The following is a 22,856-nucleotide window of genomic DNA, read 5'->3' as shown; positions in this document are numbered from 1 at the left end:
AATATGATTTTGATTTTTAAGAACATTTGTTCTTATTTTGGTTTATAATAGATAGATGATAGTCACTTTATTTAGCAAGAAGGCGTATAGATAGGAGTGATGATGATGAAAAACGATAACTACAAGATCGAAGAGTTTTTTTACAGAAATATGGAACAGATAAAAAATCCAATTATCAAAAGCTTTTTGGCTAATGCTAAAAATCTTTATTTAGTTGAAAAAGCGATTTTATATCCAACCGATTGTAATATGAAAAGGGTTGATGAGACGTTTCAATTACATTATATAAATGTTCAAAAAATAAAATATGTCAGTAATTTAATTTATTTCTATAGCTTGGATTTTGATAAAAAAAGGAGAAGATTGCACGACCGTTTTTTATTAATTGTAGACGATGGACTATTTGAGACTGGGATGATGAGAAAGGACGAAATCATTCAAGAAGGATTACTAGAGGCTGTTGAAAATGAAGAGCTATTTCAATCCTTGAAAGGCTTAACGGATAAGCAGCTTCAAATTTTAGAAATGATTTATGTGAAAGATTATTCGATAAAGGCGATTGCTGAAACATTACAAACAACACCCCAAAATATATCGAATCTTCATCGCAAGGCATTACAAAAACTACAACAAAAGCTTCGTAAAGAGGAGGGATAACGGATGGACAGGGAAAATAACTATAATGAGGAGTCACTTCTATTCATCGAGAATTTTTCACCTAAAATTAAACAATGTCTCCATCAGACAAGCTATCAGGAAAGAGAAGACTTAGAACAGGAGATTAAATTAAAGATTATTGAAAAACTTGCAACGAAGGAATTTATCAATACTCCTAGCTTTTGGGATTTCTTCACATAAGCCAAAAAAAGAGCAATTATCCTTGTTCTCGGACAATTGCTCTTTCTTCATTAACCCTTTAAGAAATCCGGTTCAGCAAAGCTTGGGTTTGGATATGTGTAGAATCCTTCACCTGTTGCACGACCGAGCTTACCTTTTTCGATATACTCTGTTTTCAGTAGGTTGGCTAGCTTTTTCATGTTTTCATCACCAGTAGCCATTGCTTTTGCTTCAACAATATTATAAGCAGTGTTGATACCTACGATGTCTAAGATGGCAAATGGACCAAGTGGTGCGCCTGTGCCAATCATCCATGTTTTATCGATTGTTTCTGGATCTGCCACTTCTTTTACTAATAAAGATTCAGCGGCATCTAAAAATGGTACGAGCAATGAGTTTAAAATATAGCCAGGTTGCTCTTTATATAATGGTAGTGGAACCATGCCGATTGCACGTGCAAATGCAACAACCTCATCGAATACTTTCATATCTGTGCCTGGGTGTTTCATAATTTCAGCTGTGTTGTTTTTCCAAATAGTATTGGCAAAGTGTAGCGCTAAAAACTTCTCAGGACGGCCCGTTGCTTCTGCAAATTGGCTAGGTAATAAAGTAGATGAGTTAGTAGCAAAAATTGTTTTTGCAGGTGCTACTTTGCCAAGGCTCGTATAAAATTCTGTTTTAATTTGGACAACTTCAGGGATTGCTTCAATTACAAGATCAGCATCGGCAACAGCTTGTGCTAAGTCGCTTTTAAATGTTAGTCGAGCATAGGCAGCATCTACTTCTTCTTGTGTAGCTCCTAAGTCTTGTTGATAAAGTGGTTTCAATTTTGTAATACGATCCTGTGCATTTTTCAACGCCTCGTCGTTAATATCGTAAATGGTTACTTGAAAACCTTTAAAAGCAGATTGATAAGCAATTTGACTTCCTAACACACCGCTACCTGCGACCGTAATGTTTTGATAATTCATCGAAATTCCTCCTTTGAAATTGTTACATTAATATAATAGTGTGGATATGTAAAAAATCCTTCGTTACAACTACATACTACTTCTTTAGATAATAAAAAATCAAATGATAGCCTCTATTATTATAATGATATAAAGTTTGTGGGACGGCTCCTTTTCAAGTATGTACCCAAAATCGACTAAACATAACTGTAGAAATAAAAAAGAACAGCAACTAAGCTGTCCATGTCTTAACCATAATTCACTGTTGTAAACATCCCCCCAACACCAGGACCCCCATTATTGGTAACGTGATGGGGCATATGACAATGGAGAGGCCAAATACCAGGATTATTGGCGAGAAATTCTATATCCCACGTTTCGCCAGATGCCACAAGAATAGTGTTTTTGGCAATTTGTGTATGACGAGCAATCGGAAAGCCATCTGCGCCAACAACATGAAATTGATGACCGTGTAAATGGATGGGATGGTGATGCATTTGAATATTGCCAAAACGAATTTTAACGGTATCACCGAAATTTACGGGGAAGGATTTGGTGGATGGATAGCATTTCCCATTCATTGTAAAAAAATTAAATTCTGGTTTCTTAAAATTTAAAGGATACGTACCCTTTGTAAGAGTTCCCCAAGGCAATTGATGAACTGCCCATTCCTGTAATAAACATAAATAATCTTTATGCTGTGGTAGGTTCTGTTTGCTCGGATCTTCAACAATAAATCCTCCCAATAGCCCAGCATTATCTTGCACAGCTACATTGACATGAGAATGATACATATACGTCCAAGGTGGATTTTTTATCGTAAAGTGATAATCAAAATAATGCCCTGGTTCAATAAAAGGTGATGGTTCAATAGGTGGTACACCATCCATAGCATTCGGCACGATTAAGCCATGCCAATGGACACTTGTTTTTTCAGGTAACCGATTAATAACCCGAATACAAATAGGATCCCCAGGAAAAACGCGAATGGTCGGACCAGGCGTAGAACCATTGTAGCCCCATGCCTGAATAAATATCCCATCTACGAGCTCCCACGTTATTTCCTCTGCAATCAAGGTGAAAAACTTTGTTCCATCCACTTGAACCCTATAAGGCAAATCTGAAATACCAGGGGTAATAACCATTTAGCACCCTCCTGAAAGCTTGATTGCTACTATTGTATGTGGATGGTGATGACATATAGGACCAGTTGCTTTATACCTAATTATTCATATTTATTACATTAGTAGCATATATAGGGGAGTCATGTTTTGTAAATGACCCATCATATACTTAAATCCATAAAAATTTATCTTGTTTCCTCTTTGGTCTTTGTTGTAAGTGAAAAAAAGAGTAGTTCTAATATAATAGGACAAAAATAGGTCTTTTATATAATTATTATAGAATTTACATTTTTTTATAGAAATGCTAACTATTGATTTAGTACACTGAATTTATACATCGAAGGAGGAAATAGTAATGAAAAAAATTATGTTAGCGGGAGCACTAAGTATTGTATGTTTTACAGGAGGACTAGGCGGACAGGCATATGCACAGGAAGCAGTAGGTGTTGCAAATAGTATTCATCAAAAGCAAACTGTTGCAGCTACTGATCAATTACAGGCGATGTCCTATCAGGATATTTATAAAATATTGTTGCTATCTAAAGTAGGCTTTGAAAATAATGAGGTCACAATCGTTACAACGAAAACAAATATAACCGTGAAAATTTCACTAGATGCGATTCTTCAATCCTATAAAGATGGTACAAACCTTTATCCAGAAGGAGAAAAAGAGTTTAAGGAAAACTTTGAAGAAATTAAGAAGGCATTCGGTAATGCAATTCAAATTAAAATTACGCAAACTGGAAATGGCTTTAAGAGTGAAATCTATACAGCAAATAAATGGGAAGTAATTAGTGCGGCAGATTTAAATGAAATGTTGCTAGTATTTGCTCGTGCAGATGTGGAGTTAAAGCCAGGTGGGTACTTCAAGGATGCAATTGGACATTGGGCGGAGAGTTATATTCAATTACTCTATCAAGCAGATATTATTAATGGCTCATCTGCCACAACATTTAATCCAAATGGGCAAGTGACTCGTGGAGAATTGGCAGCAATTATTTTCAGAGCATCGGGCTTAAATGTAAATGAAGATTATGAAGGACCAGCTACATATACGGACCTTAATGGTTTTTGGGGTGCGAAGGAAGTAGCCATTTTAGAAGAGTATGGCTTAATTGATATTTACGATGGTAGTCAATTCGAGCCAAAAAAACCTGTTACACGTGAGGAAATGGCATATGTGACAGCAAGATATTTACAAGCCATGGAAGTGGATCTTTCTCAAGTAAGCAGCAACAATACATTTACAGATAAAAATCAAATGCGCAAGGAAACAGTAGAGGCTATTGGCTTATTGCAGCAATTAGGCATTTTAAATGGTACGAATGGTAAGTTTAATCCGAAAGGAAATCTTACTCGTGCAGAGGTTTCAAAAATTCTTACACTTACTTTAATGAAATTAAGTGACGAGGAATAAAAAGAACAAGCAATCCACTTTATGCTGGTGGATTGCTTGTTCTTTGTCTTTTTTCTCTTACAACTCGTAGCTTATTCAACTAGTGTATGGAAAATATAGCTTAGCATATAGCCTAAAATGAGATACATAAAAAAAGCTTTGAACGAGACATACTTAAGTTGATGTAAAATGAACTCAGAAATGCTGGCTGTGGCAATCAAACCTATAGAAATGCCCATTAAGATACCCTGTGCCTTTTCGGGTAAGGCCCAATATTGCCCAAACCAAATAAAAATACTGAAGAAAATAGAAAAGATAAAGAAATAAATAAAAAGTCTCCATAGTCTTTCGCCTTGAGCAATGAGTGCGGTTGATAGAGCAAAACCTTCAGGAACATGGTGAAGAATAATGGAGGCTGTGAGAGAAATACTTAGTGCTGCATTGCCAAGTAAATTACCGACAGTAAGACTAATCGGTATAGTATGAATAATCATGGCAAGGGTTAGTAGAGAGACAGAGGGATTTTGCGCATGAGAAGCATGAAATAAAGTATCTAATAGTTGGAAAATGAAATAGCCAATAAAAATCCCAAGTATAATTCCGAATGATTGATAGATTTGAAATGAAGAAGGAATAATATCTAGAACGAGTAAGCCTACTAAAAAACCTCCGCATAATAATGACAGCCCTTGAGTTGTATGTTGAAATAGCTTAGAGAAAATCCAGGCAATTGCGCCACCTATGCTCACACTGAAAAATAGAAATCCACCAAGTATCATTGCACTCACCTGTAAAATCCCCCGCCTCATCATAAACTTAAAGTCGTTTTTCCAAATATATGCTATGTAAAGTTGAATATGCTTGTAGCAAACTTTCTTGACATGGAATGCCAGCTTTATGTAGGAAAATGGCGAACATATTAAATTGACTGAAAATTAGTTTAATTCTATACTTTTTAATAGAAAGATTATATTCATCGATTTAGCTCATAGGGGAGGAATGGTTGAATGAAGTGGGATGCAAGTTTTGATGTAATTGTAGTAGGCTCTGGAGCAGCGGGATTGACAGCAGGTTTAACAGCAAAATTACAAGGATTGAAATCAGTAGTGATTGAAAAAACAGATCGTTACGGGGGTGCTTCTGCAATTTCTGGTGGCGCCTTATGGATTCCCAATAATCATGTTATTAAAGGTGAAGGTGTCCCAGATTCACATGAACTCGCACGCCAATATTTAGATTCCACAATAGGTGATCGTGTGCCTGAAGCGTTAAAGGAAGCTTATATTACAAGAGGGCCAGAAATGTTGCGATTTTTATACAATAAAACGAATCATATGCGCTTCCGATATGCCAAGGGCTATTCCGATTATTATCCTGAAAAATTGGGCGGTTTGTCGCAGGGACGCTCCATTGAACCTCTTATTTTCGATTTAACAAAAATGGGCTCACTGGCCGATCATATGCGTCGAGCAACTTTATCCACCAAAGGCTTTACGATGAATAGTTACGAGTTTCATAAGGTCAATATGATGACGCGAACATTCAAAGGGAAAACGACTGCGTTGAAATTAGGAATGCGTTTAGTGAAATCCAAGGTGACCAAGAGCGAGCCCGTAGCGCTAGGTGAAGCATTAGTGGCACGTCTACGATTATCACTTGCTGAAGCAAATGGAGAGCTTTGGTTATCAACGGCCTTTAAAGATTTCATCATGAATAATGGAAGAGTTGTTGGGGTGATAGTTGAACGTAATGGACAAGAGCAGCGGATAGAGGCAAAGCGAGGCGTTGTTTTGTCATCAGGTGGCTTTTCACATAATCAGGCACTGCGTGAAAAATATTTGCCTGCTCCTACTAATGCTGCATGGACTTCTTCGCCTATGGGGCAAACAGGCGATATCATAGCACCTAGTGTGAAAATTGGAGCTACTCTCGATTTAATGGATAAGGTATGGGGAGCACCATCTGTTATTGATCCACAAGGACAACCATTCTTCCTTGTGGCTGATCGGGGCGTTCCAAATATGATGGTAATAGATAGTGCAGGGCAACGTTTTGTCAATGAAGCAGCACCCTATCATGAGTTTGTAGATACAATGTACAAGCATCAGGAGGAGACGAAACAGGCTGTACCTTCCTGGATTCTTATTGATGCTGCTGCTAAAAGTCGTTATATTTTTACAGGACTGTTTCCAGGACAAGCATTTCCAAAAAGCTGGTATGACCATGGGATCGTGAAAAGTGCCGAAACGATTGACGATCTTGCGAGGCAAATGGATGTGCCAGTAGAAAGCTTAGTAGAAACGGTAGATCGTTTTAACACCTTTGCACAGAATGGTCATGATGATGACTTTTATCGGGGCGATAGTGCTTACGATAATTACTACGGAGACCCGACATTACCGAACCCTAATTTAGCAGAGTTCAAGAAAGCTCCATTTTATGCTTTGCGTCTTTATCCGGGAGATATTGGTACAAAGGGTGGATTAGTAGTGGATGAATTTGCTCGTGTTGTGAAAAAGGATGGCCAACCAATAGAAGGTTTGTATGCATCAGGTAATTGCTCGGCGTCTATTATGGGAGAAACCTATCCTGGACCAGGCGCAACGATTGGACCTGGCATGACACTTAGCTATGTAGCAACGACTCATATGGCCCATGCCGTAAACAAAATAGAGGAGCCACTTTTAAAGGTATAGTGTGGACGAAACCAAAACCCTTCCTATTCAATTGAATGGGAGGGTTTCAAGTTGATGGACTATTCCTGTTCTAATACTTTCTTGCTAGGAATATAGTGGCTACTAAATAAGGGATGATGATAACGGAAAAGGGAGCGATTCAGTGCGTTGCTAGATTATAAAATAATCACTTCAATGGAAACGTTAGAGCCCTATCGAAGGACTTGGTCAGGTATACTCGAACGAGAAAAAAATAATAACCCTTTTATTGAATACGAATGGGTGACAACATGGTGGGCAACGCTTGGTATACACGACAACGTAGAAATAGTTATAGTCGAACATCAAGGTAAAGCAGTGGCATTTTTTCCGTTAGTTCATTCTGTGGGGTTTGGTAAAATTCATCACTTTGTTTTTTTAGGACAAGGGTATGCGACTTATATGGAAGTGATAGCAGAGAAGCAATGGCTGGAGCGGGCTATTCATTATATATTAAAGGTGTTCATGCAAAAATATAAGCGTTATTTGCTCGCATTTCATGGTCTAATTGAAAGTAAAGATACTTCCCAACAGCTTGAGAAATATGCGATAGAATACCAAATGCCTTATTCCATATTTCGAACCGTCACATCATTTATAGATTTTCAATCGATGACACTTAATGATTTTTTGAAAAAGCATCGTAAGACGTTTAAAAGTATTAAGCGTTATGAAAAGAAATTAAAACTACTTGGGCACGTCGACTTTCAGGATGTTGGCGTCAGTCATTTTCATGAAATGTTTACGCTATTTACGCGAAGATGGCGCAAGAAATTGGACAAAAGCAGATTTACCGAAGCACAGACTCGATTGTTTTATGAACGTTTGGCTAATGTCTCTAATGAAGCATTTAGAGTCGAGGTTGATAGCTTGCAATTTGAAGGGCATTGGATTGGTTTTACTATTGATTTATGCTGTAGAGATCGTAATTTTTGTCAGGCTATGGGCCATGAGCCTGATTTCAATAGGTTTGGCCCCGGCAGTTTAATAGAAAAGGAAAATATGCTTAAGGCACGAGATTTAGGCTTCCATTACTATGATTTTGGTAGTGGCTATGAGCCCTATAAGTTTCAATGGTATACCGATATTGATTTTACACGAAAATTTATTATGAGTACGAAAGGCAAAACGGAGCGCTTTATTCGGTCATGGATGGTATTACGAGATCGGGTAAAAGGGAAATTAACAAGCAATCACCAGCTTGTGAAATGGAAGAGAGACAGGTTAGGGGAATTATTGTATTTTCTAAAGCATGCTCGAATAAGACAATGGTTCCGAGTAATAAAAGGAGCCCTTCATCGATTCTTAGCTATTCATATAGTAGACATCTATATCGCGGAGCAAAAACAAGATCAAGGATATAGGCCCTTTCAAGAGCTACAAATGAAGGATATTATGACGATGAATGAGCGGCCTGCTTATATAGCGCATTTTTATAAGGGAGATCAATTTTTTGGTGATGGAGATCAAATCGTCTATAGAAGGCACGATCAAATAGCACGCGAAGAAGAGAGTGGCTATACGTATGAGCTATCTGCCAATATGTCTTTTATTCGAGAATATGACACTCAGCTATTAGAGGCAATAGTTGTGGAAGTGCAGCGTGAAGGGCGATCCGTCTGTACGTTAGTTCCATGGTATGAGCGGCGCAGACGACGAAAGCTGAAGCATGCAGGATTTCATAAAGTGGCTCAAATTAACATCGTGAAGTTGTTCAATTGGCGAAAAGAATTTCATTTATAAACAGTAAACCCTCAGTGTTTTCAACTGAGGGTTGTAGTTTAGACATTTTAGTGAATGAGGTTAAAAATGGATACCAGGTTTATCGATTAGCTTACAACCTGTCCCGTATTTTGCTTTTAAAGCACCTTTGAATTGAGTTTGCTCTAACTCAGGGAATGTTTGTTTCCACAGTTCAAAGACATTATGACTGGAAGCTTTTCCGTCCTTTGTAAGTCGCGCAATATGGAAGCCGTATTCATCATTACAACGAGCTAAAGGACGATTTTCACGTACCGTAATAATGCGACCACTTACTGTCATTTTATATAGATCTTCATAGCCTGCAATCGCACGGCTCTCTTCTGTTTCATCAACGGCCACGACTACTTCTTCTGTTTCATCAACGACTACTGCTACTTTTTCTGTCTCATCAACGACTACTTCTTTTACCTCTGATGCTACAGCTTTCTCTTCGACTGACACTTCGTTTTCAGATGCTTGCGTTTCGGCAACGTTGTTTTGAGTTGGAAGCTGTTCTACAATGACAAAATCCTTATTCGATGCTTTATCACTCATAGTTGCCATAACGTTCATAATAGAACCAACATAACGTAATGGCTTCTCTTTTCCTTCTTCAAAAACAAAAATATTATAATCGGTTTTATTCATCTTTTTCATAATAATATTACCTGTTGTAGTAGTAAAACCGATAAACTTGTTCTTTTTAAGTGCCTGTATTGCTTCTTGCTTTGTTAAAATCATTTTAAAATCTCCTAAAGAATTATTTATTCTATTCTACCATAAAATTTGTCACATTGTTTTTTGTAAAATAATAGTTAGTTTTTGTTTGGTAAAGTAAAATATTCCTATTTTAAAACGGTACGCTTATTCGAGCATACTCTTTAGAATGTGGTAGAGTTAGAGACAGCCGTATCGAAAGTGGATGTGCTATTATCGTTCTAGCGTTTTGCTTATCTTTATTGACGGATAACGGCTCGTCTTCTTTCATGGTCATATGTACGTAAAGGAGGATATAAAATGGTTCAGCATAAATTTACAATGGACTTAACTTGGTCGGATGGAAGAAATGGTACGGGAACGATCAATGCTAGCAATCTGAAAACGCAAATTTCTATTCCTCAGGAGATGGATGGACCAGGCATTGGTACCAATCCAGATGAAATGTTATTAGGGGCTTCAGCGACTTGTTATTTAATTACATTAGCTGCTCTTCTCGAAAGATCTGATGTGGCTGTACACGATTTATTCCTACAGTCTGAAGGGTATGTCAGTGTAGTAAATGGTGTTTTTACGTACGAAAAAATTGTTCATAAGCCTACAATAGTATTGGACAATTTAACAGAAAAACTTGAAACGAAAATTGCTCGCTTCGCACAAAAAGCGGAACAAACATGTATGATTAGCAAGGCATTAAAAGGCAATGTAGTAATCGAATGTGATGCCCAAATTTTAGGAGCGTGCATATAATAAGAAAAAAGGAGTTATTCAGCAAGTGCCGCTGTTATAACTCCTTTTTTTCATCTAGAAGCACTTTTCTTAAAATAGTTCTAGAAATGTTCAAAATGAATATATAGTGTTAAGTAGTAAAAAAATGCAAAGGATGGTGAAGTGCACGTTCCGACAACTAAGAATCTCACATTCTATGGTCAGTATGGCAAAAGAATATTTGATATTATCGGGGCATTATTATTACTTTTTATGACAATTCCTCTAATGCTAGCTGTATTCCTCATTTTACTCATCTCAACGGGTCGCCCCATTTTTTTTAAACAAATACGAACTGGCCTCGATCATCACCGCTTTGTTATTTGGAAGCTACGCACAATGTGTATACAGGCAGTTCCAGTCAATATGCCAGCTATATGTACCAATGGTATTCCCGACGACTATTTTTTTAAAGTAGAGCAGGATACACGGATTACCAAAGTAGGTGCTGTCCTTCGAAAGCTAAGTATTGATGAAATTCCTCAGTTGTTAAATGTATTAAAAGGAGAAATGAGCATTGTGGGGCCTCGTCCGGAGGTTCCAACCATAACAAATGCCTATAACAATTTACAGGCCAGGAGACTAGAGGTAAAACCAGGTTTAACAGGTCTTGCCCAGATTAACGGCCGTTCTAATATTTCCCATGGACAAAAAATTTCATATGACATTGAATATGTGGATCATTACTCCTTTTGGATGGATGTCCAAATTGTTTTGAAAACTCTTTATGTAGTAGTAGCAAGAACGGGTGCCTATTAAATGATGGGGAGTGGCCGTACTGAAAATTGTTCAGCTCATTACACGAATGGATAAAATCGGTGGAGCGCAAAAGCATGTGGAATCTTTAGCGATCCAGCTCAAGCAAGATGGTCATGAAGTGACTGTCGTGACAGGCTCCTATCAGCCATCCCTTTGGCGCTTACAAGAGGAAAAAATTTCAGTTATTCCTATTCCAGCTATGCAACGTGCTATTCATCTAACAAAGGATTTCCAAGCATTTTTACAAGTAAGAACCGTCTTCAAAAGCATACAACCTGATGTGGTTGCCACACATTCCTCCAAGGCAGGTGTGATAGGTCGTATAGTGGGAAGTTTACTGCGTATCCCAACTGTTTTTACCGCACATAGTTGGAGCTTTACAGAAGGTGTTCCTCAAAAGAAACAGGTGCTTTATTATCGAATGGAAAAATCAGTTCAACGATTCACCACAAAAATTATAACGGTATCTGATTATGATCGGGAGCTAGCCCTCATGAAAAAGGTTGCTCCAGCTCATAAACTGCTAACTATTCATAATGGTATTGCCCCAATAGACAGTCATTCATCAACAGAAAAGACCTATATGGAGCAGCCAGTCATAGTGATGGTTGCTCGTTTTGAAGTGCCAAAAAGACAGGATCTATTGCTGGAGGTATTAGCAGAACTGACAGATGTTCCATGGCAGCTTCAATTGATTGGAGATGGTTCTCTACGGCCAGCTTTAGAAGAATTTGTTGCACAGCATAATTTAACAGATCGCATAACATTTTTGGGGGATCAATTCGACGTACACAGCTATTTGGAGAAAAGTGATGTGTTTGTTTTGTTGTCAGATTGGGAGGGTTTGCCCATCTCTATTATTGAAGCGATGCGTATAGGTCTCCCTATAGTTGCAACAAATGTTGGTGGTGTTAAAGAGTTAGTGGTGGATCATGACAATGGTTTTTTAGTGGAGCGTGAGGATAAAGAATTATTGAAGCAGAGGCTCCACCATTTATTAATGGATGCTACCTTAAGTAAAAAAATGGGTAATGCGAGTGAACGACGTTACTTACAGCATTTTACGTTTACTCCGATGTATCAAAAAACATTAATGGTCTATCAGCAAGCTGTTTCAGAACTCGTAAAGAAAGGGGATTGAATTGCAATTAATACGTATTAGAACAGATGATGAGCTCATGTGGTACAAGGAAATTTGGGATGGCATTTTAGAGGAAGAGGACAATGATAATCCATTTATTGAATTTGCTTGGTTTTATAATTGGTGGCAAATAGTAGGGCGTAAAGAACGAGTAGAGCTCTTCGCTGTGGAACATGAAGGAATCATTTTGGCCTTTTTCCCCTTTACGGTGACTAGGCGATGGGGGATTAGGGTGTATACCTTCGCAGGTGAAAGTATTGCCAATTATACAGGGGTTGTTGCCAAAAAAGAATGGTTAATGGACACAACGACCTTTGTGTTCGATGAGCTTCTTAAAAAACATCGGCACGTCATTTTTTCACTGCACGGCTTATTGGAAAGTAAAGAGTCTACTAAAGTCATCGAACAATATTTCGTGGAAAGACAGTTACGAATAAGTATGTTCCGTGTGGTCACTCCATATCTCGCTTTTTCCGAGGTAGACTTTCCTCAACATTTCCAGCAACGCCGAAAAATGCATGGTGTCGATCGGCGGGAAAGAAAGCTCCGGAAGCTAGGCACATTAACAAGAAGAGTCCCTGCACAGGACGAGCTATGGCAAATGTTTCGATTATTTGATCGACGATGGGCAAAAAAACTGGATACGAGTGACTTTACAAAAGGGAAGAAAAGAGATTTTTTTGAGCGCTTAACAATGCTTCATGGGGAGGCGCTACAAGTAGAGGTCGATGCACTTGTCTTTGAAAATCAGTGGATTGCTTTCACATATGGACTTTATTGTCGTGGACGCTATGTAACCTATGCGCTTGCTCACGAACCGACATTTAATGTATTTGGTCCGGGACGTATAGTCAATCAGGAATCTATTCAGCGAACATTCGCGGCTAATTATCGCCTATTTGATATGAGTATTGGCTATGAGCCTTACAAATTTGATTGGCGTACGAATATCGATTTTACTAGACGAATGCTTGCCAGTGGCGGTACGAGACGTGCGAGGCTAGTGACAGGTTCATTGCTACTAAAGGAGCGGCTTAAGGAATATGTAAAAAGTAATCAGCGATTTGTAGATTGGAAGCGTAACAAACTTGGACGATTCCGCTATTTAGTAAAGTATGGAAAGCTTAAAGATTGGCTAGAATATGGACAACAATTCGTAGATAGGTTTATTCGTTTGAAGCAAGTGGAGCTCTATGAATTATCTCCAGCAGAGGATGTGTCACCACAGCAACCTGTGGGCAACTTATTTGAGGAAATGACTATTCAGGAAGCGATGCAGCTTGATCAGGAAGAAGTCATTGCTCTCTATTATAAAGGATACATCGTTTATAAGGATTCCTTTGCGGAAACAAATAAACCAGCATTCGCGTTACACGCTACAAATTGGCGTGTCGATTCACTGCAAATAGTAGAAGCGTTACCGAAGCAAACTTATTTTTTAGACTATGATATGTTCAAGCAAATCGATATTATCACGGCCTATTTCAGAAAAATCAAAACTGGACAAACACTGTGGGTAACGGCAAGCTTTTGGCAATGGCGAAAACGGAAGCGCTTAGCACAGCTCGGCTATAAACCTATTACTCGAATAAAACATTATAAAGTAGCTCGTTTTGAGCGACAACATGTACAAAAAAATACGGAGAGTGGGGGCGATGTTCATTCTGTCCATTAAAAGTAAGCGGTGGAATATTGCGATGCAGCATTTTTATTTTCTAGAAAAGCCAGCCAATGTTCGAAAATCCATGAAAGTAATAGGCTATACAAATTCTCTTGTCCCAAGTCGAAAGCTTGTTAAAAGTGAAACGATTCATATCGATCTTCAAGGGCATGAGCTGTCATTGTACTTAGCACTTTCTGAAGGAAACCGTAAAATATTACGACGCGCACATAAAGAATATTATCAAGTTATTTTATATAAAGAACCTTCTGTCGAAAACTTACGAACTTTTCAGCAATTTTATAATCATTTTGCTAAAAGAAAAAAGCTTGAGGGTATGGGTAAATCTCAAATGGATACGATCATGCTTCTCAACAAACAGGGAGCATTATTATTATCTGAAATTCAAAGTATTTGTGGACAAACATTAAGCTATCGACTGGATATTGTACATGAGAATAAAGCAATGTCTTATTATGAAGCAACTTGTGCGGCATCAGCCATATCTCCACATTTAAAGAGACCACACCGCTATGCCAATCGTTTTTTAATCTGGCATAATCTTCTTCATTTTAAGGAGCAAGGTTTTGTTTTATATGATATGGGTGAATTAACCGATAATCGGAATGTACGTGCATTCAAACTAAGCTTTGGTGGACAGGTTGTCAATGTTTACTCAGGCTACATTACCCAATCAAAAATACGCGCACTGCTACTAGGCGTGCAAAAATGGAGGAAGTAGCAACATGAATGGTGGGGGTCTCGTTATTTCATTAGATTTTGAGCTGAAGTGGGGCGTCCATGATGTATTTCGATATGGACAATACAATAAAAACCTATATGGTGTACGAAAAGCCTTGCCCGGCATACTTGCGTTATTTGAGCAATATGACATTCATGCAACTTGGGCGACAGTCGGACTCTTGTTTGCAGAATCAAAGGCTGAAATGGCTCATTATTTACGAGGTATCCCTGTTAAGTATGACAATATGCGCTATGCAGCACATAGCCAGCTAGCTAAAGTAGGCGAAAACGAACAAGAGGACCTCTTACATTTTGGTAAATCTTTAATAGAGGAGATTAAACGTACACCACATCAGGAAATAGGTAGCCATACCTTTTCTCATTATTATTGCTTGGAAAAAGGTCAAACAGAAGCTGCCTTTTATGCAGATTTAGACGCGACAAAGACCATAAGCGAGGGTTATATTTCGCCAATGAAGTCCATGGTTTTTCCAAGAAATCAAGTGAATAAGGACTATTTTAAAGCATGTGTAGAAGCGGGCTATGTTTGTTACAGAGGAACTGAAAATCATCCATTGTATGATGCTCAAAAGTTTACGAAAAAAGGTAGACTTTTGGGAGCGAAAAAATGGCTTGATAGCTATATCAATCTTACTGGCCATCATATGGCAACGTTGGAGGAAATGCGGGGCGAGCAACTGATTAATATTCGTTCAAGTGCCTTTTTAAGACCCTATTTTCGTCCATTTCACGTATTCGAGGGCTCAAAGGTAAAACGCATAAAGGAAAGTATGCTCGAGGCTGCAAAGGCTCAGGCTTTTTATCATTTATGGTGGCATCCTCATAATTTTGGGAAGAATACAGCTAAAAATTTAGCCATGCTAGAGGACCTCTTACGTTATTTTCAAGAATTACGTAGTCAATACAATTTTCAAAGCTATTCCATGTATGAGGTAGCTGAACTTTGTGAAAATCACTTCAAACAACAAAAGTAGCATCGCCAACTCATAGTGAAATTTGAAGCAAACTGATTTCTAGTTTGCTTTTTTGTGTTTTCCATAGAAAATTTAAAAGAAAAGAGGAAAAGAGAAAAACAATGACGAAGATGAATGTACGAATGGTACTATTAGATAGAGAGAAGATTGGGTAGGACATTTGAGGGGCATGTGAAAAAATATAGGTTAATTTAACTTGAATAGAAAAGATATAAAGGTGGTAGATGTATATGTTTATAGAACCGGAATGCCAATGGAAGCAAGAGAATGGATCGGCCATGCATCAATGGATTAAGCAGCAAACAAACCCAAACCCAAATGATGTGGATATAGTTGTGTATGGAGCTCTGTTATCGTATGCAGGAGAAGCATCTGCAAAAGCGCAATATCCAACTGCGTTTCGTAAAGTATGGCCTAGCTTCCAATCATATAACTTAGATGAGCAAATAAATTTACGTGCACTATCAGTCGTTGATATTGGCGATGTGGCGATTCATGAACAAGATAGAATGCTTTCTGAATCTGCGATCGAGGCGGCGGCAGAAAATTTAAGTATAGCTTTTCAAAAAAGCTTTACTTGCTTGATTGGGGGAGACCATGCCATTACCGCATGTTCATTAAAAGGAATAAAAAATGCCTTTCCGCAGGACCGTATTGGCATCATTCAAATTGACACACACTTAGATGCAAGAAACCAAGAGGAAATTGGGCTGGCTCAAGATTCTCCGATCCATCAATTGATTGCCTCAGGGATTGTGGAAGGGAGACATATCTATAATGTCGGATTGCATGGTTTTTTCAATTCCCCGGAAATGATTCATTATGCAAGAGAACAGGGCATTCATATGATTACATTAAAGCAAATGCGACGTGATGGTATTCAGCTCACAATACGTGAAATGTTACGTCAGCTTATGTATGAGGTTGATCGAATTTATGTTTCAGTGGATCTAGATGCACTTGATATTATGTTTGCACGAGATGTCCCCGCTGCCACACCAGGTGGTCTAACAGCCTATGAATTATTTGATATCCTCAAACTTATAGGTGAAAATGAAGGGGTTCGCCATATTGATTTTGTTTATGCAGATCCTAAGGAAGGAACGCTGCGTCCAGAAACCGTTAAAATTGGTGTAACGGCATTTTTACAATGGCTAACAGGTATTCAGCTAGATCATCGCAATCGCATCTCAAAAAAAGGAAAAGTGACGTTATAAGTAAGCATATTGCCGTGTATTGACAATGCTCATTGTTGAAAGTTTGTTATACTATTCAATAGGTATCAAAAATTTATACAAACTTGTACGGTTATGGAGAGGAAATTTATAATGACAACAAAACCAAAGCTACTGATTGTTGACGGTATGGCATTGTTATTCCGTTCATTTTTCGCTTCGGCTGCCATGGGTCACTTTATTCGCTTGGCGGATGGGACACCAACGAATGGAGCACAAGGCTTTGTACGACATGTACTAACTGCGCAATCTTTAATGAAGCCAACACATATGGCAGTTTGCTGGGATATGGGGGCGCATACATTCCGCAATGATTTATTTGATGGCTATAAAGCAAATCGCCCAGCGCCACCGGAGGAAATGTTGCCTCAATTTGATATGGCAAAAAATTTATCCCTACAAATGGGCTGGCAGAATTTTGGTGTGAAGGGCATGGAGGCTGATGATTTAATTGGCTCTATGATTACCAAATGGCAGGACGAGGCTGAAATTACTGTGATTAGTGGAGATAAAGATTTACTTCAACTTTTGAGACCCTCTACAGAGATTGCCTTTATGAAAAAGGGCTACACAGAATATGATATTTATACACATGGACGTTTTAAAGAGGAGTATAGTATTGAGCCCGCGCAGTTTGCACAAGTAAAGGCTTTTATGGGAGATACAAGTGATGGTTATCCAGGCGTTAAAGGTATTGGTCCTAAGCAAGCACTCACATTAATTCAAACATATGGCTCGATTGATAGTGTACTAGCGTCGCTCGGTGAATTAAAGCCTGGTCAACGAACTAAAATCCAAGACCATATAGATATGCTGAAATTATCGCATGAGCTCGCAACGATTCAAACCGATGTGCCTATTGAAGCAGACCTTACAAGTCTCATATTACCAAACTATGAGCCGCACATATTTAAAGAGATCGAAGAGAGTGGCTACACGCTTATTGCCAAGCATGCCCGTTCTTTGTATTCGCTTATTTAATCAATCATCGCAGAGTATAGTCATATGCTCTGCTTTTTTATGGTAAGGAGAAGAATAGAGAGCAAATAGTAGGCGATTCGATATTTGCTCTAGTGAGGGGCCATTTTTACAAAGGACAATACTTTTTCGTTGTGTTGATAGAGTGCCTGACGAATGATGCTATCACGATTTGCTGTACCGTTATCATGAAAAATTAAGTTTAGCTGATCATTTCTAATGTCATAGCCAATTAGCGGTACCCAATGATAGGCGAAAGTAGAGGTTTGATCTCGCCAACGAAAACTAAAATAACGATCAAAGCGCATAGCAACAGGACGCCCTGCATCAATTTCCTGTAAAGCTTCTTTTAATGAACAAGTACGAACATCCCATGATGGATATAATCGGCGTAAATTGCGAATCAAACGCCATTTGAACAAACCAATTTTTGTACTACCAAGCTGTTTATAAAGCTCATTAATCGAAGGAGCAGTTCCATTCAAATAATTTAACATAACGTGTATGGTAGTAGGGCCACAAGCAGAATTACGATAGTTAGCTGCAATCGAAGCATCGTATTGTGATTTTCCGAGTAGCCCCAATTGTTGGCGCATAATGGTATCTCCTTTCAAAAAGAGCTGCATTTCATGAAGAAATGCAGCTCTCATTATTGTTATTGTTGAGCAGATAAAAATTCAGTTACTTGTTGAGGTGTTTTTGCATTGGCACTGTGTAAGTGAGCAAGCTTTTCACCGTTTTGGAAAATTAATAAACTTGGGATGCCCATTACATCATATTTGTCTGCAATTTCTGGAAGCTCGTCACGGTTTAGCTCATACCAATCAAATTGGTTATACTCTTCAATGATTGGATCGATGAACATGTTCATACGAGTACAGTCTGGGCACCAGCCAGCGTAAAATTTCACTAGTACTTTTTGGTTGCCATTGATTAATTCATTAAATTGTTCTGCAGTAGTAATTGTTTTCATTAAGTATTCACTCTCCTTGCTTACCATTCTACACATTTTTCGCGTAACCTGAAAGTTTTCTGTTTGGCTGTAGTCATCGCTACTTATTGTCTTCTTTTAGCTCGTAAACGACAAAAAAAGATGTGTATTGCAAAAATAATTCTTGAAAAAAGATTGCTAAATTAGACAAAATAATCTACACTAAAAACAGAAAAGTAGTTTTATCTTCATTCATTAGCAATGTTTTGAAATGGAGGTAAACCTTAGTTGTGCTTGTTGAATTTAGTAAATATTCATTCAGCAGAGGGACAAAAATCCACTAAGGTACACTTGATATTTTTTTGACTAAAAAATGAATGGCTATTCATTCAATGGAAGAATAAGGGGGAATTGCTTGTGACTTATAACATTAAAAAAGCTGCCGTTCTAGGTTCTGGGGTGATGGGCTCTGGAATTGCAGCGCATTTAGCTAATATCGGTATACCAACATTACTATTAGATATTGCACCGAAGGAACTAACGCATGAGGAAGAGGCAAAAGGTCTTTCCTTAGAGCACCCAGCTGTAAGAAATCGTCTTGTAAACGGAGCTTTGCAAAAGTTATTAAAGCAAAAGCCAGCACCACTTACTTCTAAGAAAAATTTATCACTACTAACGGTCGGCAATTTTGAAGATGATTTAGGGAAACTAAAAGATGTAGATTGGATTATTGAAGTTGTTGTAGAAAACTTACCTATTAAACAAAGTCTGTATGAAAAAATCGATGCTGTTCGTACACCTGGAACAATTATTAGCTCAAACACATCTGGGATTAGTATTAATGCGATGGCAGAAGGACGTTCAGATGATTTTAAAAAGCATTTTCTAGGCACACACTTTTTCAATCCGCCTCGCTATTTAAAACTATTAGAGGTGATTCCAGCTGATACAACTGCACCTGAAGTAGTAAGCTTCATGAAAATATTTGGTGAAGATGTGCTTGGTAAGGGCGTTGTGCTTGCAAAGGATACACCTAACTTTATTGCTAACCGCATCGGCACTTATGGGTTACTCATCACGTTACAGGAAATGCTAAAAGGCGGTTACTCAGTTGGAGAAGTAGATTCCGTGACAGGTCCGCTAATTGGTCGTCCCAAATCGGCAACGTTTCGTACGCTCGATGTTGTTGGATTAGATACATTTATTCATGTAGCTAAAAATGTCTACGATCAAACAACAGGTGAGGAACAACAGGTATTTGCTGTCCCAGAATTTTTGCAAAAAATGGTCACGAACGGTTGGCTCGGTGCCAAATCAGGCCAAGGTTTCTTCATAAAGCAAGGAAAAGAGATTCATGAAATTGACCCAACGACTTTGGCCTATAGTCCAGCGAAAAAATTAAAAACACCTTCCATTGAAATGGCGAAACAAACTCGTGGATTGGCTAATAAAGTGAAGGCTTTAACATATGCAAAAGATCGTACAGGTGAATTATTATGGGGAATATTTGCTCCTACATTAATTTATTCTGCTCAGTTATACGGTGAAATTGCAGATGATATTGTAGCTATTGATAATGCGATGAAATGGGGCTTCGGCTGGCAACAAGGACCATTTGAAATTTGGGATGCTATTGGCGTGAAAGAAGCTGTAGCAAAAATGGAGGCAGAAGGTCGAGAAGTACCTGCCTTTGTAAAAGAGATGTTAGCAAATGGGTTTGAAACTTTCTATTCAGATATAGATGGTGACTTGGCTTACTATAATGGTTCGGAGTATGTCAAAGTGCCTGTTAATGAAAAGGAAATTGATTTAAAACGATATAAGAAAAAACATGGCGTAATTAAATCCAATACAGGTGCTAGTTTAATAGACTTAGGTGATGGAGTTGCATTATTAGAATTCCATTCTCAGTCGAATGCTATTGGTTTAGATATTATTCAAATGATAAATTTTGCAATTGACGAGGTAGAAGCTAATTATAAGGGCTTAGTTATAGGAAACCAGGGGAAAAACTTCTGTGTTGGAGCAAATCTAGGAATGATTTTAGTAGAAGCACAGGATGATAATATCTTTGAACTAGATTTTGTCATTAAGGCATTCCAAGATGCGATGCAAAAAATTAAATATTCACGTAAGCCAGTTGTGGCGGCACCGTTTGCCATGACATTAGGTGGCGGCGCAGAGGTTTGCTTACCTGCTGCACATATTCAGGCAACGATGGAAACATATATGGGCTTAGTGGAAGTAGGCGTTGGGTTAATTCCGGGCGGCGGAGGTAATAAAGCCCTTTATCAAAAATTCCTAAAGGGTCTACCAAATGGTGTTGAAATAGACTATCAACATATTGCAAATAAAGTATTTGAAACAGTTGCGATGGCGAAGGTTTCAACATCTGGTGAGGAAGCACGCGAAAATAACTTCTTAAACTTCGTAGATGGGATTTCAGTTAACCAAGATCATCAATTATATGATGCGAAGCAAGCGGCTTTAGCACTTTACGAAGCAGGCTATCAACCACCTGTACCAACAAAAGTTCCTGTGGTGGGTGCATCAGGCTACGGTACATTACTCATGGGTGCGCAAGGTATGTATGAGTCTGGCTTTATCAGTAAGCATGATTTGAAAATTGCTAAAAAGCTAGCATATGTTATTGCGGGTGGTAAGGTTCCATATGGCACATTAGTCGATGAACAGTATCTATTAAACTTAGAGCGTGAGGCATTCCTTAGCCTCGTTGCAGATCCACTTTCACAGCAAAGAATGCAACATATGCTGCTAAAAGGGAAACCACTTCGTAACTAATGGACGGACGAAATAGACAAAACTTGCACATGAAACAAAGGGGGATTATACGATGCGTGAAGCCGTTATTGTAGCAGGAGCACGAACTCCAATTGGAAAAGCAAAAAAAGGTTCTTTAGCAACAGTAAGACCAGATGACTTTGGTGCTGCCGTTGTCAAAGAAACATTAAAAAGAGCAGGCTATGAGGGACCGATAGATGATTTAATTTTAGGCTGTGCTATGCCAGAAGCAGAACAAGGGATGAATGTAGCTCGTAGTATCGGTGCACTTGCCGGATTGCCAGATACAACTCCGGCTCTAACCATTAATAGATTTTGTTCTTCAGGTCTACAGGCGATTGCCTATGCAGCTGAACGAATTATGCTAGGGCACTCAAAGGCTATTCTTGCCGGTGGTGTCGAGTCAATGAGTATGGTGCCAATGGTGGGGAACACACCCCGCTTAAATCCAACTTTAGCAGAAACAGCTCCACAATATTATATGGGAATGGGGCATACAGCTGAGGAAGTAGCTCGACAGTACAATGTAAGTCGAGAAGATCAAGATGCATTTGCTGTTCGTTCACATGAACTTGCTGAAAAGGCGATCAAAGAAGGTAAATTTAATGATGAGATTGTACCAATAGAAGTGGAACAACATTATGTTGACGAAAACAATAAGCCACAGGTTAAAAAATTCACTTTCAGTATGGATGAAGGTGTACGTCCTGGTACATCGGTTGAAGGCTTAGCGAAGCTTCGTCCAGCTTTCCATGTGAAAGGGAGTGTGACGGCAGGGAACGCTTCTCAAACTTCCGATGGTGCAGCAGCTGTATTGGTGATGGATCGCGAAGAGGCTGTCAAGCAAGGTTTAACACCAATGGCAAAATTCCTAGGCTTTGCAGTAGGTGGTGTACCACCTGAAGTAATGGGAATTGGTCCAATTGTGGCGGTACCAAAAGCATTAGAAATTGCAGGTTTATCAGTAGATGCTATTGATCTATGGGAAATCAATGAGGCATTTGCATCCCAATCCTTACAGGTTGTTCGTCATTTAGGCATTGACCAAGATAAGGTCAATGTGAATGGTGGAGCTATCGCATTAGGACATCCACTTGGTGCAACGGGTGCTATTTTAACACTAAAACTTATTCATGAATTAAAGCGTCAAGGCAAGAAATATGGTGTAGTAACTATGTGCATTGGTGGCGGCATGGGGGCTGCTGGAGTATTTGAAATTCTATAATTTTCATTAGATCAGCTTGAGGTGTACTGTTTCCGGTTGCCTCCGAGCATGTATATGTCAAGCTTTTCTATATATGTTTGTCTTCACTCAGCAAAAGGTTTGTAGCGTCAGAAACCTTCTCTAATATGACTGGAGAA

21 protein-coding genes are annotated in these 22,856 nt (G+C 38.6%); 15 read left to right on the top strand and 6 right to left on the bottom strand.

Going from position 1 to position 22,856, the window contains the following annotated elements; all coding sequences use genetic code 11:
- Positions 1 to 99 precede the first annotated feature (99 nt).
- Positions 100 to 657, top strand: coding sequence for a sigma-70 family RNA polymerase sigma factor (locus MKX57_RS19540; RefSeq protein ID WP_008179991.1), 558 nt, complete (start codon positions 100 to 102; stop codon positions 655 to 657).
- Positions 658 to 660: 3 nt separating this feature from the next.
- Positions 661 to 858 (top strand): hypothetical protein, encoded by a 198-nt coding sequence (locus MKX57_RS19535; protein ID WP_008179990.1) that lies wholly within the window; start codon positions 661 to 663, stop codon positions 856 to 858.
- Positions 859 to 908: 50 nt separating this feature from the next.
- On the opposite strand, the gene MKX57_RS19530 is transcribed toward MKX57_RS19535, so the two are convergent.
- Complete coding sequence (locus MKX57_RS19530; protein ID WP_089986201.1) at positions 909 to 1,808, bottom strand: 3-hydroxyacyl-CoA dehydrogenase; 900 nt, start codon at positions 1,806 to 1,808, stop codon at positions 909 to 911.
- Positions 1,809 to 2,035: 227 nt separating this feature from the next.
- The gene (locus MKX57_RS19525) at positions 2,036 to 2,932 is read right to left on the bottom strand and encodes a copper oxidase (RefSeq protein WP_342550529.1); all 897 of its coding nucleotides are present in this window, start codon (positions 2,930 to 2,932) and stop codon (positions 2,036 to 2,038) included.
- A gap of 334 nt (positions 2,933 to 3,266) precedes the next feature.
- Here MKX57_RS19525 and MKX57_RS19520 point away from each other — a divergent pair, with 334 nt between their 5' ends.
- Positions 3,267 to 4,328 carry an S-layer homology domain-containing protein gene (locus MKX57_RS19520; protein ID WP_089986199.1) on the top strand — a complete coding sequence of 354 codons (1,062 nt, stop codon included), beginning with the start codon at positions 3,267 to 3,269 and terminating at the stop codon, positions 4,326 to 4,328.
- Between the two features lie 71 nt (positions 4,329 to 4,399).
- Here MKX57_RS19520 and MKX57_RS19515 read toward each other — a convergent pair whose 3' ends face one another.
- Positions 4,400 to 5,086 carry a zinc transporter family protein gene (locus MKX57_RS19515; RefSeq protein ID WP_233301568.1) on the bottom strand — a complete coding sequence of 229 codons (687 nt, stop codon included), beginning with the start codon at positions 5,084 to 5,086 and terminating at the stop codon, positions 4,400 to 4,402.
- Positions 5,087 to 5,314: 228 nt separating this feature from the next.
- Here MKX57_RS19515 and MKX57_RS19510 point away from each other — a divergent pair, with 228 nt between their 5' ends.
- Together MKX57_RS19510 and MKX57_RS19505 are read left to right on the top strand one after the other, a co-directional pair.
- A complete protein-coding gene (locus MKX57_RS19510) occupies positions 5,315 to 7,003 on the top strand; it encodes an FAD-dependent oxidoreductase (RefSeq protein ID WP_342550528.1) in 1,689 nt (562 codons plus the stop codon).
- Between the two features lie 147 nt (positions 7,004 to 7,150).
- Positions 7,151 to 8,764 carry a GNAT family N-acetyltransferase gene (locus tag MKX57_RS19505; RefSeq protein WP_342550527.1) on the top strand — a complete coding sequence of 538 codons (1,614 nt, stop codon included), beginning with the start codon at positions 7,151 to 7,153 and terminating at the stop codon, positions 8,762 to 8,764.
- A 60-nt stretch (positions 8,765 to 8,824) separates the two neighbouring features.
- Here the strand turns inward: MKX57_RS19505 and MKX57_RS19500 are convergent, their stop codons facing one another.
- Positions 8,825 to 9,505 (bottom strand): 3-ketosteroid-delta-1-dehydrogenase, encoded by a 681-nt coding sequence (locus MKX57_RS19500; RefSeq protein ID WP_089986196.1) that lies wholly within the window; start codon positions 9,503 to 9,505, stop codon positions 8,825 to 8,827.
- A gap of 276 nt (positions 9,506 to 9,781) precedes the next feature.
- Between MKX57_RS19500 and MKX57_RS19495 the strand changes: the two genes are divergently transcribed.
- From MKX57_RS19495 to MKX57_RS19460, 8 genes are all read left to right on the top strand, one after another.
- Entirely contained in the window at positions 9,782 to 10,231 is a 450-nt protein-coding gene (locus tag MKX57_RS19495) for an SACOL1771 family peroxiredoxin (protein ID WP_008179981.1), read from the top strand.
- 141 nt (positions 10,232 to 10,372) lie between these two features.
- Positions 10,373 to 11,008, top strand: a complete 636-nt coding sequence (locus MKX57_RS19490) for a sugar transferase (RefSeq protein WP_008179979.1) — start codon at positions 10,373 to 10,375, stop codon at positions 11,006 to 11,008.
- A 10-nt stretch (positions 11,009 to 11,018) separates the two neighbouring features.
- Positions 11,019 to 12,149 carry a glycosyltransferase family 4 protein gene (locus tag MKX57_RS19485; protein ID WP_008179977.1) on the top strand — a complete coding sequence of 377 codons (1,131 nt, stop codon included), beginning with the start codon at positions 11,019 to 11,021 and terminating at the stop codon, positions 12,147 to 12,149.
- Between the two features lies 1 nt (position 12,150).
- Positions 12,151 to 13,824: a GNAT family N-acetyltransferase gene (locus tag MKX57_RS19480; protein ID WP_342530607.1), complete on the top strand. Its 1,674-nt coding sequence runs from the start codon at positions 12,151 to 12,153 to the stop codon at positions 13,822 to 13,824.
- Positions 13,805 to 14,551, top strand: a complete 747-nt coding sequence (locus MKX57_RS19475; RefSeq protein ID WP_237068862.1) for a hypothetical protein — start codon at positions 13,805 to 13,807, stop codon at positions 14,549 to 14,551. The genes MKX57_RS19480 and MKX57_RS19475 overlap by 20 nt, the downstream gene beginning before the upstream one ends.
- A 4-nt stretch (positions 14,552 to 14,555) precedes the next feature.
- A complete protein-coding gene (locus MKX57_RS19470; RefSeq protein ID WP_089986193.1) occupies positions 14,556 to 15,548 on the top strand; it encodes a polysaccharide deacetylase family protein in 993 nt (330 codons plus the stop codon).
- 230 nt (positions 15,549 to 15,778) lie between these two features.
- Entirely contained in the window at positions 15,779 to 16,765 is a 987-nt protein-coding gene (locus tag MKX57_RS19465) for an agmatinase family protein (RefSeq protein WP_107922456.1), read from the top strand.
- A 111-nt stretch (positions 16,766 to 16,876) separates the two neighbouring features.
- On the top strand, positions 16,877 to 17,764 hold the full coding sequence (locus MKX57_RS19460) for a 5'-3' exonuclease (RefSeq protein WP_008179968.1): 888 nt from the start codon (positions 16,877 to 16,879) through the stop codon (positions 17,762 to 17,764).
- Positions 17,765 to 17,853: 89 nt separating this feature from the next.
- On the opposite strand, the gene MKX57_RS19455 is transcribed toward MKX57_RS19460, so the two are convergent.
- Together MKX57_RS19455 and MKX57_RS19450 are read right to left on the bottom strand one after the other, a co-directional pair.
- Positions 17,854 to 18,357, bottom strand: coding sequence for a C39 family peptidase (locus tag MKX57_RS19455; protein ID WP_043990671.1), 504 nt, complete (start codon positions 18,355 to 18,357; stop codon positions 17,854 to 17,856).
- A 59-nt stretch (positions 18,358 to 18,416) separates the two neighbouring features.
- Positions 18,417 to 18,734, bottom strand: a complete 318-nt coding sequence (locus tag MKX57_RS19450; protein ID WP_008179965.1) for a thioredoxin family protein — start codon at positions 18,732 to 18,734, stop codon at positions 18,417 to 18,419.
- Between the two features lie 375 nt (positions 18,735 to 19,109).
- On the opposite strand from MKX57_RS19450, the gene MKX57_RS19445 reads away from it, so the two are divergent.
- Entirely contained in the window at positions 19,110 to 21,494 is a 2,385-nt protein-coding gene (locus MKX57_RS19445) for a 3-hydroxyacyl-CoA dehydrogenase/enoyl-CoA hydratase family protein (RefSeq protein WP_089986191.1), read from the top strand.
- A 52-nt stretch (positions 21,495 to 21,546) separates the two neighbouring features.
- Positions 21,547 to 22,719, top strand: coding sequence for an acetyl-CoA C-acetyltransferase (locus tag MKX57_RS19440; protein ID WP_008179961.1), 1,173 nt, complete (start codon positions 21,547 to 21,549; stop codon positions 22,717 to 22,719).
- Positions 22,720 to 22,856: the final 137 nt, after the last annotated feature.

The organism is Lysinibacillus sp. FSL M8-0216 (genome assembly GCF_038595555.1).
Lineage (GTDB): Bacteria > Bacillota > Bacilli > Bacillales_A > Planococcaceae > Lysinibacillus > Lysinibacillus fusiformis.
This window is presented reverse-complemented; position numbering and strand designations above follow the sequence as displayed.